We start from the raw sequence: 13,217 nt of genomic DNA, 5'->3' as shown, positions 1-13,217 counted from the left end.
GGAGATTGAAGACATGGCTGTGAACTACTCCGCTCCCGTGGCCCAGGATTTGATGCCGGTGGCCGGCGTTCGGATTGGCGTGGCTGAAGCGGGCATCCGCAAGGCCAACCGCAAGGACCTGACGGTGTTTCTCCTCGACGAGGGCAGCGTCGTCGGTGCGGTGTTCACGCAGAACCGCTACGCGGCGGCACCGGTGCAGGTCTGCCGCGAGCATCTGTCGGTCGGGCAGGGCATCCGGGCCATGGTCATCAATACGGGCAATGCGAATGCAGGCACGGGTGAACCAGGGCTGGCCCACGCACGCCAGACGGCGCAGGCACTTGCGCTGGCCCTGAATGTGAAGCACGAGCAGGTGTTGCCGTTCTCGACCGGCGTGATCATGGAGCCACTGCCGCTGGACCGCCTGCTGGCGGGTCTGCCCGCTGCAGTGGTCGATGCAGGCGGCGCCGATGGTGCCGCGGGCGCCCAGTGGCTGAAGGCCGCCGAAGGCATCATGACCACCGACACCTTGCCCAAAGCCATCAGCCGTCAGGCGCTGGTCGGTGGCAAGACGGTGACCGTCAGCGGAATTGCCAAGGGCGCGGGCATGATCCGTCCCAACATGGCCACCATGCTGGGCTTTGTGGCCACCGACGCTGCGGTGGCACCGGCCCTGATGAATGGCTTGGCCAAGCGACTGGCCGATGTATCGTTCAACCGCGTGACGGTTGATGGTGACACGTCGACCAACGACTCTTTCGTCGTTGCAGCCACCGGCAAGGCTGGCAACGCGACTGTCACGGACCTGGACGGCACCGATGCGCGGGCGTTGATGGCGGCAATGACCGAAGTTGCTCAATTCCTCGCCCACGCCATCGTGCGTGATGGCGAAGGCGCCACGAAGTTCATCACGGTGCGGGTGGAAGGCGGTGCGAACAGCGATGAATGCCTCAAGGCCGCGTATGCGGTGGCCCATTCGCCACTGGTCAAGACCGCGTTTTTCGCCAGCGACCCGAACCTGGGCCGCATCCTGGCGGCGGTGGGCTACGCCGGTATCGGAGATCTGGACGCCACGAAGATCGAACTGCATCTGGGCGATGTGCATGTCGTCAAGCAAGGCGGGCGCAACCCGGACTACCGCGAGGAAGACGGCCAGCGCGTGATGAAGGCAGCGGAAATCCTGGTGCGCATCGGCCTCGGACGCGGCACCGCGACTGAGACCGTGTGGACCTGCGACTTCAGCCACGACTACGTGACCATCAATGCCGACTACCGGTCATGAACGAGCAGTTCGAACGGCTGCTTCAGCGGGCTGAGCAACTCATCGGACGCATCGAGGCGGTGCTGCCCCAGCCGCTGGGCGCGCCCGACTGGAATGCTTCGGTGGCGTTTCGATACCGCAAGCGCAGCAGTGGCCACGGCGTGCTGGAACCGGTGCGCCATGTCGCCGTGATGCGGCTGGACGACCTGCAGGAAATTGACGGACAGAAAGACAAGATCCAGCGCAACACGCTGCAGTTCGTGCAGGGCCTGCCGGCCAACAATGTGTTGCTGACCGGTGCCCGTGGTACTGGCAAGTCTTCGCTGGTCAAGGCCTGCCTCCACGAATACGCACCGCAGGGGCTGCGCCTGATCGAAGTGGACAAGGCCGATCTGGTGGACCTGCCGGACATCGTGGATGTGGTCGCCGACCGGTCAGAACGCTTCATCGTGTTCTGCGACGACCTCAGCTTCGAGGATGGCGAAGCGGGCTACAAGGCACTCAAGTCGATCCTCGATGGCAGCGTGTCCGCGGCGGGACAGAACGTGCTGATCTACGCGACCAGCAACCGGCGCCACCTGCTGCCTGAGTACATGAAGGAAAACCTCTCGTACACCCATACGCCCGATGGCGAGGTGCATCCGGGCGAGGTGGTGGAAGAGAAGATTTCCCTGTCGGAGCGGTTTGGTCTCTGGGTCAGCTTCTACCCGTTCAGCCAGGACGAGTACCTGACCATCGTGGCCCAGTGGCTGGCCTCGTTCGGTGTGCCGGCGCCGGAAGTCGAGGCAGCGCGTCCCCAGGCACTCGTCTGGGCCCTGGAGCGTGGCTCCCGCAGCGGCCGGGTGGCCTACCAGTTCGCGCGCGATTTCGCGGGCTCCCACCGCAGCGGCACATGAGCCGGTCCGCAGCAGTGTTCGTCGTGGATGGCGGCGGCGCTCCGGAAAACGCCTCGCCCCGTCCAGTCACCGAAGTGGCGGTGGGGATCCTCATCGATCGCGAGGGGCGCTATCTGCTGACGTCACGACCAGCGGGCAAGGCCTATGCGGGATATTGGGAGTTCCCTGGCGGCAAGCTGGAAGCCGGTGAGTCGGTGGAGCAGGCCTTGCGCCGGGAACTGCAGGAAGAGATCGGTGTGACCATCGGCGAGGCCCCGGTGTGGCGAGACTCGATGGTGGACTATCCGCATGCTCTCGTGCACCTCCAGTTCTGCAAGGTGACCACGTGGAGTGGCGACCTGCACATGCACGAGGGACAGAGCTACTGCTGGCAGCGGCTGCCGGTGAGCTGCGAGCCCGTGTTGCCGGGCACGGTCCCCGTGCTGGCTTGGCTGGCCGAAGAAGCCTTGGCAGGTGACAGCCAGCGCTGATCAGTTCTGTTCGAAATCGGGTGTTTTGTCCGGTGCCTGCTCCGGCACCTTGAACTGTTCGCTGGCCCAGGCGCCGAGGTCGATCTGCTTGCAGCGCTCACTGCAGAAGGGCCGGAAGCGGTTGGCGGGTGCGTACAGGCTCGGACCGCCGCAGGCCGGGCATTGGACCTGTTTCGAAGTTGTGGTCACGTGCCAACCCTCAGGTGCAGAGCGTCAGTTCGAACGCCGCGTCTTCGCCCGCCGGATGCAGCCGCTCGTCTTCACCCAACCGCAGCAGACGCACAGAAAGCATCAGACGATTGCCGCTGATTTCCGGGATCAGTTCCAGCCGCGGATCGATTGCCAGCCGGAGCAGCTGATAGGTGCGACCCTGGGGCAGGTTCTGCTGGAACTGTCCCCCCGGGGCAACCACTTTGTGCGGAGAGCCCGAGTCGCGCATCATCTTCATCAGCAGTGCAATGGCCTCGGCCAGCGGCACGAGAGTCTGGACCCACCGCTGCAGGTCGGCCTGACGGCGCTGCGGCGCATGGTGTTGCCAGTGGAAATAAGCAGGCAGGTCGAATTCGCAGGTGCCGCCCGGAATACCGATGCGACTGCGGATGGCCATCAGCGAGTCGTTCTCGGTCAGCGGCTGGCCGGTTTTTCCTGCCATTGCGTTGAGCTGGGAAAAGCTGTTGTCCAGCTGCCCGATCACCTCATCGAGCACCTTCTCTGAAATGGCGGGATTGCCACGGTAGCTGTTCAGCTGAATGCGATGGCGGTCGATGTCCTTGAGCACATCCGACTTCATGTCGGCGCGCGATGCCACATCCATGATCTCGAAAATCGACTGGATGGCGAAGTGGTGATCCAGCGGATCGGCGCGGGACATCAGATCAGACAACCGGTTGAACAGATGTTCCAACCGGAGGTAAGTCCGGACGCGCTCGTTGAAAGGGTATTCGTACAGGATCACGGGAGGTAGGTGCGCGGTAGGGCATTCGCGAGCCTGAACATCATAGCCCGATCTGTCGCCCGAGCCCGAGGACCTGGTTTCGCAGTGTTTCCAGATCAATCTGGTCGTTGCAAAGCACTGAGTCTGCGGCCGCCAGCCGCCGCGCACGTGAACTCTGTTGTGCGATGACCGCCTCCACCTGTTGCCTGTCCCAGCCGTTGCGATCCATCACCCGTTTGATCTGCGTTTCCACCGCGCAATCCACGACGACGATACGGTCCAGCATGTGTCGCCAATGGGCCGATTCCACCAGCAGCGGTATGTCGAACACAGTGAGCGCTGCGGACGATGCTTCGGCCTGACGCCGGATCTCCTGCTGCACCAGCGGGTGAATGATGTGTTCCAGGATTTGCTTGGCTTGCGGATAGGCGAAGACATGCTCACGCATCCTCGCCCGGTCCATGGCCCCGTCCGGCTGAACAAACTGCTCCCCAAACCTTCTTACGATGGCGGGCATCGCAACACCACCCGGCAAGGTGCAACGCTTGGCAATGTCGTCCGCGTCAATGAGGGTGGCGCCTTGCCGCACCAGCATCTGGGCCACCGTGCTCTTTCCGCTGCCGATGCCGCCAGTCAGTCCCAGCCTGAGCATGCTCTGCGCTTCAAAGGCCGAACGTGGCGAGGATGGCGCGCGGCCCGAAGAACAGCGACGTCAGGCCCGCGAGCGCCAGGAACGGACCGAAGGGCACGTACCCGCCTTCCCGCAGTTGCGAGAACACCTTGATGCCGATGCCGACCAGCGCGCCGATCACGGACGCCATCAGGATGATCGGGATCAGTGCCTGCCAGCCGAACCAGGCGCCCAGTGCCGCATACAGTTTGAAGTCACCGTAGCCCATGCCCTCTTTGCCCGTGACCAGCTTGAAGCCCCAGTACACCAACCAGAGCGACAGATAGCCGGACACCGCTCCCCAGAGTGCGCTGGGCAGGTTGGTGGCAGTTAAGCCAAGCGCTGCCGCACACAATCCGGCCCACAGCAAAGGAAGAGTGATGTCGTCCGGGAGCAAGGTCGTGTCCCAGTCAATGAAGGTCAGTGCCACGAGTGAGGCTGCAAACCCGCACCAGGCCAAGGCTTCCGCTCCGATACCCCATTTCCAGCCACACCAGGCGAACAGGACGCCGGTCAGGCATTCGATGGCGGGATAGCGCGCACTGATGGGCGACTTGCAGTTGGAGCACTTGCCGCCAAGCGCGACATAGCTGGCGACAGGGATGTTTTCAAACCAGCGGATCTGATGGCCGCAGTGCGGGCAGCGAGAGCGCGGAAGCATCAGGTTGAACTGCGGTGCCTCGCTGTCCGGGATCGCAGGGCTACCTTGGAGCTCAGCGCATTCGGCGGCCCACCGCATTTCCATCATCTTTGGAAGGCGATGAATGACCACATTCAGGAAACTGCCCACCAGCAGCCCAAGCGCACCCAGCGGCAGCGCGTCCAGCAGGCTTGCCACGATGATCAAACGACCTGACCCAGCTTGAAGATTGGGAGGTACATCGACACCACAATGCCGCCGATGATCGTGCCCAGGACAACGATGATGATGGGTTCCATCAGGCTGGACAGGCCAGCGACCATGTCGTCAACCTCCGCTTCGTAGAAGTCCGCCGCCTTGCCCAGCATGTGGTCAATCGAGCCGGACTCTTCACCGATCGCGCACATCTGCAGGACCATGGACGGGAAGATGTTCGCGTTGGTCATGGCGTTGGTGAGGCTCGTGCCGGTCGACACTTCCTGCTGAATCCTCTCTGTGGCCATCTGGAAGACCGAGTTGCCGGAAGCGCCCCCGACGGAGTCCAACGCCTCCACCAGAGGAACGCCGGCTGCAAACATGGTGGCAAGTGTGCGGGTCCAGCGGGCGATCACGGATTTCTCGATCAGCGCACCGAAGATCGGCAGCCTGAGCAACAGGCGGTCCATGAACATCTGGACCTTCTCATTGCGCTTCCAGGCTTGCATGAAGAAGTAAACCCCACCGCCCAGCCCGCCAAAGATGAGCCACCAGTATTTGGTGAAGAACTCGCTCATCGCGATGACGAACAGCGTCGGCGCTGGCAACTCGGCACCGAACGAACTGAACACCTGCTTGAACGAGGGGATCACGAAGATCATGATCACCGCGACCACGACAAACGCGACCACGATCACGGCGATGGGGTACATGAGCGCCGACTTGATCTTGGATTTCAGCGCTTCTGTCTTCTCCATGTAGGTTGCCAGGCGATCCAGCAACTCTTCCAGAATACCCGCCGCCTCACCAGCCTCCACCAGATTGCAGTACAGGCTGTCGAAGTACAGCGGGTACTTGCGGAACGCGGAGCTCAGTGAGGTACCGGTTTCGACATCCGAACGGATGTCGTTGAGCAGCTTGGACAGGCTGGGGTTTGGATTGCCACGGCCCACGATGTCAAAAGCCTGAAGCAACGGCACCCCCGCCTTCATCATCGTCGCCAGCTGGCGCGTGAAGATCGAGATGTCCTTTGGCTTGATCCGCTTGCCCGAGCGCATGCGGCGCTTCTTGACCTTGGTGACGATGATCCCCTGGCGCCGCATGGCGGCAAGGACCTGGTTTTCGCCGATCGCTCGGGTCTCGCCCCGGACAGGCTTGCCGTTGCGATCTTTCCCCTCCCACTCGAACACGAAGTCCGACGGTTTCTTTGTTGCTGCGGTGGCCATGTGATCCTCGTGTTCTGGCTCAGTGGCGACTTACTCGTTGGTGACGCTGAGCACTTCTTCCAGGGATGTCATTCCCTGCTTGACCTTCAGCAGGCCTGACTCGCGCAACGTCCTGACCCCTTCGCGCCCAGCCTGCTGAGCGATGTCCAGCGCGCCGCCACCCTTGAGGATGATGCGTTGGATTTCTTCGGAAATCGGCATCACCTGGTAGATGCCCACCCGGCCTTTGTACCCATTGTTGCAGGCTGAGCATCCCACAGGTTTGTAGGGGGTCCAGCTGCCGTCCAGTTCATCGGCCTTGAAACCAGCATCCAGCAAGGCCTTGCGCGGCACATCCAGCGGCGCCTTGCAATTGGGGCACAACCTGCGTGCAAGCCGCTGGGCGGTAATCAGGATCACGCTTGAAGCGATGTTGAACGTGGGAATGCCCATGTTCATCATGCGGGTCAGCGTGGTTGGCGCGTCGTTGGTGTGCAGGGTGGAGAGCACCATGTGACCGGTCTGCGCCGCCTTGATGGAAATATCGGCGGTTTCGAGATCGCGGATTTCACCCACCATGATCACGTCGGGATCCTGGCGCAGGAAAGCCTTGAGCGCTGCCGCGAACGTCAACCCGGCCTTCTCGTTCACGTTGACCTGGTTCACGCCTGGCAAATTGATTTCAGACGGGTCTTCTGCCGTCGAAATGTTGATGCCTGGTTTGTTCAGCAGGTTCAGACAGGTATAGAGCGACACGGTCTTGCCTGAACCTGTCGGACCTGTGACCAGAACCATGCCGTACGGACGCGAGATGGCGTCCAGCAGCCGTTCCTTCTCCTCGGGTTCATACCCCAGGGCATCGATGCCTACCTTGGCGCTGCTCGGATCCAGGATACGGATCACGATCTTTTCGCCGAAGAGGGTGGGCAAGGTGCTGACGCGGAAATCAATGACCCGGTCCGGACCGACCTTGAGCTTCATCCGGCCGTCCTGTGGCACCCGCTTTTCGGAGATGTCCATGCGCGAGATCACCTTGATCCGCGATGCGAGCTTTTCCTTGATGGCAATGGGCGGTGATGCGATTTCCCTGAGCTCGCCATCGATGCGAAAGCGGACCCGGTAGCTGTGTTCATAGGGTTCGAAGTGCAGGTCGGAGGCCCTCATGTTGAAGGCGTCCAGAAGCATCTTGTGCAGGAACTTGACGACCGGCGCATCGTCAACCTCAGAGGTCGCGCTCTTGTCGGTGTCGGTGGTAGCCACTTCAGCGTCGAGCTCGTCGAACTCGAAATCGCCGCCGATGATGTTGTCCATCGCCTCGGTGGCGGTGGTGGACTGTGCATCGACCAGCTTGCTGAGCTTGTCGTATTCGGCAATGACCCAGTCGACACCGAGCTGGGTTGCGAACTTGATCTTTTCCGCTGCCTGCTGGTCGGCCGGATCCGCCGTGGCCACCATCAGACGGTTGTTGCGTTTGCTCAGAACAACGATCCGGTAGTCGCTGCAGATCTTCGCGTCAAGCAGACCTTTGGGCAGACGCTGGACATCGATGGCGTCCAGATCCAGCAAGGGTGCAGCGAAAGCCACCGACATGGTGTGTGCCAGATCGGTGGGAGAGACCGCGCCAGAGCCAGTGAGTTCAGCAATGAAGCTGGTTCGTCCGCTCTGGGCCTTCTTGTAGAGATCCTCCGCGGACTTTTGGCCCAGCTTTCCTGCAGCCACCAGCGCGCGACCCAAGCCGGGCAGGGCCATGGATGGGGTGTCGGAGAGAGCCGTGTCGACAGATGCCATAAACGCGTAATCTATCGTAAATCAACGACTTGGAAGACACAATTCACCCAAACTGTGTCGAAAACCGGCATTCCGGCGGAGGCAGCGTTGTAGGAAGGTGTCGTTCGGACCCGCGAAGCCGGCGGAGCCGGGGCGGGGAAGACCAAAGAAATGGTCGGGGTGAGAGGATTCGAACCTCCGGCCTCTACGTCCCGAACGTAGCGCTCTACCAGGCTAAGCTACACCCCGACATGCACGCGGGCAAGGCCCGCACGATGCGTTTTGAACTTCAGGAGCGTCGCTCCAACAGATCAGCCGCCAATTGTAGCAAAGCTGAACTGTAGTGATTGGCGGGGAGGCGTTCGGCCGCCTTCATGGCTCGCTGAGCTTCGCCATATGCGCTGGCTCGTGCGGCTTCCAGGGCGCCCGTTTCACGGATGACCTGCAGGATGTCGTCCATGTGTTCAAGGTCTCCGTCCACGATGGCATCTCTGAGCAATGCCTGCTGGGACGCACTGGCTTTTTTCAGCGCACAGATGATCGGCAGCGTGACCTTGCCCTCTCGAAGGTCATCGCCGAGGTTCTTCCCGAGCACGTTGGCTGACCCTTCGTAGTCCAGGACGTCGTCAATCACCTGGAAGGCCGTACCCAGGGCCTGGCCATAGGTTGCGCAGGTCTGTTCGACGTCCGTGGGTGCGCCGCACAGGATCGGCGCCAGTCTGGCCGAAGCTTCAAAAAGCTTGGCGGTCTTGGACCGGATGACGCGCAGATAGGCCGCTTCGTCCAGTGACGGGTCGTGCATGTTCACCAATTGCTGCACTTCGCCTTCGGCGATCACGTTGGTGGCGTCTGACAACACCTGCATCACGCGCATGTTGTTGACGTCCACCATCATCTGGAAGGCGCGGGAGTACAGAAAATCGCCGACCAGCACACTGGGTGCATTTCCAAACCGTTCGTTGGCCGTTGCGCGGCCACGGCGCAGGGTGGACTCGTCGACCACATCGTCGTGCAACAGAGTGGCGGTATGGATGAACTCGACCACCGCTGCCAGCGTGTGGCGATGGGGGTGCAGGCTCTCCAGCGCACCGCTGACCAGCAGCAGCAGTGCGGGCCTCAGGCGCTTGCCACCCGCGGAAATGATGTATTGGGAGACTTCCTTGACCAGTGGGACATCGGATGTCAGGCGCTCGCTGATGACTTGGTCGACCACCTGCATGTCCGGCCGGATCAGGTCAAGTGGGGAGTCGAAGGTAACACTGGAGGTGGTCAAGATGCTGGTACCGGGAATCGGCCTAGGAAGCGCTGCGCGAATTATAGGAACGCCGTGTTCGGGGCGTGTCCCCGCGCGAAGCTGTTCTCACGGTGCTGGCCGTGAATCCAACAGCATTTCAACGGGTCGAGGCGGGGCTTGATGGACTTTTCTCTCCGTGATAGAATCTTTGGTTCGGCGGAAGTCCGTCTGCCGAGTTCCCGGGCAATGTCTGCCGGGATAACTTCACGAGGTTCCTATGTACGCGGTCATAAAAACCGGTGGCAAGCAGTATCGCGTTGCCGCTGGCGAGAAAATCAAAGTAGAACAGATTGCTGCGGAAGTGGGCCAGGAAATCGTGATCGATCAGGTTCTGGCTGTCGGCAACGGCACCGAACTGAAGGTCGGCACTCCCCTGGTCTCTGGCGCAACGGTCAAGGCCACGGTGGTGGCGCATGGTCGGCACGACAAGGTCCGCATCTTCAAGATGCGCCGTCGCAAGCACTACCAGAAGCGCCAAGGTCACCGTCAGAATTTCACCGAGCTGCAGATCGGTTCGATCGCAGCCTGAGGAGTAATTTGAAATGGCACAGAAAAAAGGCGGCGGCTCTACGCGAAACGGGCGCGATTCCAAGCCAAAGATGCTTGGTGTGAAGGCTTTCGGTGGTGAACTGGTCAGCGCCGGTTCCATCATCGTGCGCCAGCGCGGCACCAAGTTCCACCCCGGCACCAATGTCGGCGTGGGCAAGGATCACACCCTGTTTGCCACGGTGGATGGTCATGTGACCTTCGCCATCAAGGGCGCACTGAATCGCCAGACCGTGAGCATCACCCCTGTGTGATGCGGTGGCCCCCCGGGCCGCTGACCGGATGGCATCATCCCTTTGGAAAGGCCCGCCGTACGCGGGCCTTTTCTGTTTGACTTTTCGAAAGCACGGATCATGAAGTTTGTGGACGAAGCCACGATCGATGTCGCCGCGGGCGATGGCGGCAACGGCTGCGCGTCGTTCCGGCATGAGAAGTACAAGGAGTTCGGTGGCCCGGACGGTGGTGACGGTGGCCGTGGCGGTCACGTCTATGCCCTCGCCGATGCCAGCCTGAACACGCTGGTGGATTTCCGCTACACACGCCGTTTTGAAGCGCAGCGCGGGGAACACGGCAAGGGCTCCGACATGTTCGGCGTCAAGGGTGACGACATCACACTCAAGATGCCGGTCGGAACCATCATTACCGACGCCGAAACGGGTGAAGTGCTGTTCGAGCTGCTCAAGCCGGGAGAACAGGTCACCATTGCCAAGGGCGGTGACGGCGGTTTCGGCAACATGCACTACAAGAGCTCGACCAACCGTGCGCCGCGTCAAAAGACGCCAGGCTGGCCGGGTGAGCACCGTGCGCTCAAGCTTGAACTCAAGGTGCTGGCCGATGTGGGTTTGCTGGGCATGCCCAACGCCGGCAAGTCCACCCTGATCGCCGCGATTTCGAATGCGCGCCCGAAGATTGCCGACTACCCGTTCACCACCCTGCATCCCAACCTCGGTGTCGTGCGTGTGGGGCCGGAAAAGAGCTTTGTCGTGGCGGATGTGCCAGGGCTTATCGAGGGCGCCTCGGAAGGTGCCGGTCTGGGGCACCAGTTCCTGCGCCATCTGCAGCGCACCCGACTCTTGCTGCATCTTGTGGATGTGGCGCCTTTCGACGATGCCGTCGATCCGGTGCAACAGGCCAAGGCGATCGCGGCCGAACTCAAGAAGTTCGATCCCGAGCTGTATGCCAAGCCGCGCTGGCTGGTGCTCAACAAGCTGGACATGGTGTCGACCGAAGAGCGCGAGGCGCGTGTGAAAGACATCGTCAAGCGCCTGAAGCACAAGGGCCAGGTGTTCGAGATTTCTGCGCTCACCCGCGAAGGCTGCGAATTTCTGGTGCAGAAGATCTACGCACACATTGCCAAGGTGCACGAAGACGCGCAGGCACCGGTGGAGGTGGATCCGCGCTTCGCCGGCAACGAACAACAACCTGACTGAAACGACACGGTCCGATCGCCATGGCAGACGTGGGAAGCTTTGTGAACGCTCCGATCAACGATCTCGATGCGGTACCGCAGGTGGTCAGGACCGCCCGCCGCATCGTGGTGAAGGTGGGCTCCAGCCTGGTGACCAATGAAGGTCGGGGGCTGGACGAAACAGCCATTGGCCACTGGAGTCAGGAGCTGGCTGCGCTGGTGCAGCAGGGGCGTGAACTGATCATGGTCAGCAGCGGCGCGGTGGCGGAAGGCATGAAGCGCCTGGGCTGGACGTCGCGCCCCAAGGAAATCCACGAGCTGCAGGCCGCTGCGGCTGTCGGGCAGATGGGTCTGGTACAGATGTACGAGACCAAGCTGCGGGAATGCGGCGTGGGCAGTGCGCAGGTGCTGCTGACCCATGCCGATCTGGCGGATCGCGAGCGCTATCTCAATGCGCGGTCGACCTTGCTGACGCTGTTGCAGCTGGGTGTGGTTCCCGTGATCAACGAGAACGACACGGTGGTCAACGACGAAATCAAGTTCGGCGACAACGACACGTTGGGGGCGCTGGTGGCGAATCTGGTCGAAGCGGACGTGCTGATCATCCTGACGGACCAGAAGGGCTTGTACACCGCCGATCCGCGCCGCGATCCGTCAGCGACCTTCGTGCATGTAGCGCGTGCGGGTGATCCTCAACTCGAAACGATGGCCGGTGGCGCCGGTTCGGGCATCGGCAAGGGCGGGATGATCACCAAGATTCTGGCGGCCAAGCGGGCTGCGGGATCAGGGGCTTCGACCGTCATTGCCTGGGGGCGTGAGCCACAGGTGCTGCAGCGCCTGTGCGAGGGCGAGGCAATCGGCACCTGCCTGGTGGCACAGACCGCCAAGCAACAGGCGCGCAAGCAATGGATGGCCGACCATCTGCAGATGCGCGGGGCTGTGGTGGTGGACGAAGGTGCCGTGGTCAAGATTGTTGGCGAAGGCAAGAGCCTGTTGCCGATCGGCATGACCGAAGTGGCGGGGGATTTCTCGCGCGGCGACGTCATCGCGGTGCGCGATCCACAAGGCAATGAGATCGCTCGCGGACTGGCGAATTACGCCAGCTCGGAGGCACGGTTGCTGTGCCGCAAGTCGTCGGCAGACTTCGAGCGTCTGCTGGGCTATGCCGCCGAGCCGGAAATGATCCACCGCGACAACCTGGTGTTGTCGAAGGCCTGATCTTTGCCGGATCAGACCAGCTTGTTGCGGCCGTCGGCGACCTGAAAACCTGCCTGCGGATCCGGATCGAACATCGCGCCGGGCGGCAGTTCCATGCCGGAGCCGTTGAACAAGGGGCTCGGCGCGCAGTCCGACGAATGTTCCGGCGAACGCGGGCGGTTGCCGGTGCGCAGATAACGGTTGCGGTTTTCGTTGCGGGGCAGGTAACGGGCGAGTTCGGTCAGTGCCATCTCATAGACACCGCGTTTGAACTCGACCACGACATCGAGAGGCACCCAGTAGTCGTTCCACCGCCAAGCGTCGAACTCGGGATGGTTGGTGGCGCGCAAGTTCAGGTTCCAGTCTTGCGCAATGAGGCGCAGCAGATACCAGATCTGTTTCTGACCCTTGTAATGGCCGCGCGCATCCCTGCGGATGAAGCGGTCTGGCACTTCGTAGCGCAACCAGTCCCGCGTGCGGGCGACGATGCAGACGTGTTCGGGCTTGAGGCCCACCTCTTCATGCAGTTCGCGGTACATGGCCTGTTCCGGGGACTCCCCGCGATCAATGCCGCCTTGCGGAAACTGCCAGGAGTGCGAGCGGATGCGCTTGCCCCAGAACACCTGGTTTCTCTGGTTGAGCAGAATGATGCCGACATTGGGCCTGAAGCCTTCTCTGTCAAGCATAATCAACCCCAAATTTTTGAACTGTCTGGATTATGCATCGCGCATGACAGATTGCGTACCGATTGAGCA

General features: G+C 61.7%; 15 protein-coding genes and 1 tRNA gene. 7 read left to right on the top strand and 9 right to left on the bottom strand.

Features of this window, described 5'->3' with window-relative positions:
• The first annotated feature begins 13 nt into the window (after positions 1 to 13).
• The 3 genes from argJ to ACLIJ1_RS12100 are packed head-to-tail and all read left to right on the top strand — an operon-like array spanning position 14 to position 2,606.
• A complete protein-coding gene (gene argJ, locus ACLIJ1_RS12110; RefSeq protein ID WP_411365787.1) occupies positions 14 to 1,261 on the top strand; it encodes a bifunctional glutamate N-acetyltransferase/amino-acid acetyltransferase ArgJ in 1,248 nt (415 codons plus the stop codon).
• Complete coding sequence (locus ACLIJ1_RS12105; protein ID WP_411365786.1) at positions 1,258 to 2,136, top strand: ATP-binding protein; 879 nt, start codon at positions 1,258 to 1,260, stop codon at positions 2,134 to 2,136. The genes argJ and ACLIJ1_RS12105 overlap by 4 nt, the downstream gene beginning before the upstream one ends.
• Positions 2,133 to 2,606 (top strand): NUDIX domain-containing protein, encoded by a 474-nt coding sequence (locus ACLIJ1_RS12100; RefSeq protein WP_411365785.1) that lies wholly within the window; start codon positions 2,133 to 2,135, stop codon positions 2,604 to 2,606. Before ACLIJ1_RS12105 ends, ACLIJ1_RS12100 begins: the two co-directional genes overlap by 4 nt.
• Here the strand turns inward: ACLIJ1_RS12100 and ACLIJ1_RS12095 are convergent, their stop codons facing one another.
• The 8 genes from ACLIJ1_RS12095 to ACLIJ1_RS12060 all read right to left on the bottom strand — a co-directional run bounded on the left by ACLIJ1_RS12095 (position 2,607) and on the right by ACLIJ1_RS12060 (position 9,236).
• Positions 2,607 to 2,795, bottom strand: coding sequence for a DNA gyrase inhibitor YacG (locus tag ACLIJ1_RS12095; protein ID WP_411365784.1), 189 nt, complete (start codon positions 2,793 to 2,795; stop codon positions 2,607 to 2,609). It lies immediately after the preceding gene.
• Positions 2,796 to 2,805: 10 nt separating this feature from the next.
• Positions 2,806 to 3,561 carry a cell division protein ZapD gene (zapD, locus tag ACLIJ1_RS12090; protein WP_411365783.1) on the bottom strand — a complete coding sequence of 252 codons (756 nt, stop codon included), beginning with the start codon at positions 3,559 to 3,561 and terminating at the stop codon, positions 2,806 to 2,808.
• A gap of 40 nt (positions 3,562 to 3,601) precedes the next feature.
• Positions 3,602 to 4,192: a dephospho-CoA kinase gene (gene coaE / locus ACLIJ1_RS12085; RefSeq protein ID WP_411365782.1), complete on the bottom strand. Its 591-nt coding sequence runs from the start codon at positions 4,190 to 4,192 to the stop codon at positions 3,602 to 3,604.
• A gap of 10 nt (positions 4,193 to 4,202) precedes the next feature.
• On the bottom strand, positions 4,203 to 5,054 hold the full coding sequence (locus tag ACLIJ1_RS12080) for a prepilin peptidase (RefSeq protein WP_411366395.1): 852 nt from the start codon (positions 5,052 to 5,054) through the stop codon (positions 4,203 to 4,205).
• The gene (locus tag ACLIJ1_RS12075) at positions 5,054 to 6,271 is read right to left on the bottom strand and encodes a type II secretion system F family protein (RefSeq protein WP_411365781.1); all 1,218 of its coding nucleotides are present in this window, start codon (positions 6,269 to 6,271) and stop codon (positions 5,054 to 5,056) included. The genes ACLIJ1_RS12080 and ACLIJ1_RS12075 overlap by 1 nt, the downstream gene beginning before the upstream one ends.
• 30 nt (positions 6,272 to 6,301) lie before the next feature.
• Positions 6,302 to 8,038: a type IV-A pilus assembly ATPase PilB gene (gene pilB, locus ACLIJ1_RS12070; RefSeq protein ID WP_411365780.1), complete on the bottom strand. Its 1,737-nt coding sequence runs from the start codon at positions 8,036 to 8,038 to the stop codon at positions 6,302 to 6,304.
• 151 nt (positions 8,039 to 8,189) lie between these two features.
• A tRNA-Pro gene (locus tag ACLIJ1_RS12065) sits at positions 8,190 to 8,266 on the bottom strand.
• 40 nt (positions 8,267 to 8,306) lie between these two features.
• Complete coding sequence (locus ACLIJ1_RS12060) at positions 8,307 to 9,236, bottom strand: polyprenyl synthetase family protein (RefSeq protein ID WP_411366394.1); 930 nt, start codon at positions 9,234 to 9,236, stop codon at positions 8,307 to 8,309.
• A 292-nt stretch (positions 9,237 to 9,528) separates the two neighbouring features.
• Here ACLIJ1_RS12060 and rplU point away from each other — a divergent pair, with 292 nt between their 5' ends.
• From rplU to proB, 4 genes are all read left to right on the top strand, one after another.
• Positions 9,529 to 9,840, top strand: coding sequence for a 50S ribosomal protein L21 (gene rplU / locus ACLIJ1_RS12055; RefSeq protein ID WP_411365779.1), 312 nt, complete (start codon positions 9,529 to 9,531; stop codon positions 9,838 to 9,840).
• 13 nt (positions 9,841 to 9,853) lie between these two features.
• Positions 9,854 to 10,111, top strand: coding sequence for a 50S ribosomal protein L27 (gene rpmA / locus ACLIJ1_RS12050; RefSeq protein ID WP_411365778.1), 258 nt, complete (start codon positions 9,854 to 9,856; stop codon positions 10,109 to 10,111).
• A gap of 99 nt (positions 10,112 to 10,210) precedes the next feature.
• Positions 10,211 to 11,287 carry an Obg family GTPase CgtA gene (gene cgtA, locus ACLIJ1_RS12045; protein ID WP_411365777.1) on the top strand — a complete coding sequence of 359 codons (1,077 nt, stop codon included), beginning with the start codon at positions 10,211 to 10,213 and terminating at the stop codon, positions 11,285 to 11,287.
• A gap of 20 nt (positions 11,288 to 11,307) precedes the next feature.
• Positions 11,308 to 12,483 carry a glutamate 5-kinase gene (gene proB / locus ACLIJ1_RS12040; RefSeq protein WP_411365776.1) on the top strand — a complete coding sequence of 392 codons (1,176 nt, stop codon included), beginning with the start codon at positions 11,308 to 11,310 and terminating at the stop codon, positions 12,481 to 12,483.
• 11 nt (positions 12,484 to 12,494) lie between these two features.
• Here the strand turns inward: proB and ACLIJ1_RS12035 are convergent, their stop codons facing one another.
• The gene (locus tag ACLIJ1_RS12035) at positions 12,495 to 13,148 is read right to left on the bottom strand and encodes an RNA pyrophosphohydrolase (RefSeq protein ID WP_411365775.1); all 654 of its coding nucleotides are present in this window, start codon (positions 13,146 to 13,148) and stop codon (positions 12,495 to 12,497) included.
• Positions 13,149 to 13,217: the final 69 nt, after the last annotated feature.

This window comes from Hydrogenophaga sp. RWCD_12 (assembly GCF_046604225.1).
Classification (GTDB): Bacteria; Pseudomonadota; Gammaproteobacteria; order Burkholderiales; family Burkholderiaceae_C; genus Hydrogenophaga.
Note: the sequence above shows the minus strand (reverse complement) of the source record. Positions and strands in the feature narration are given on the sequence as shown.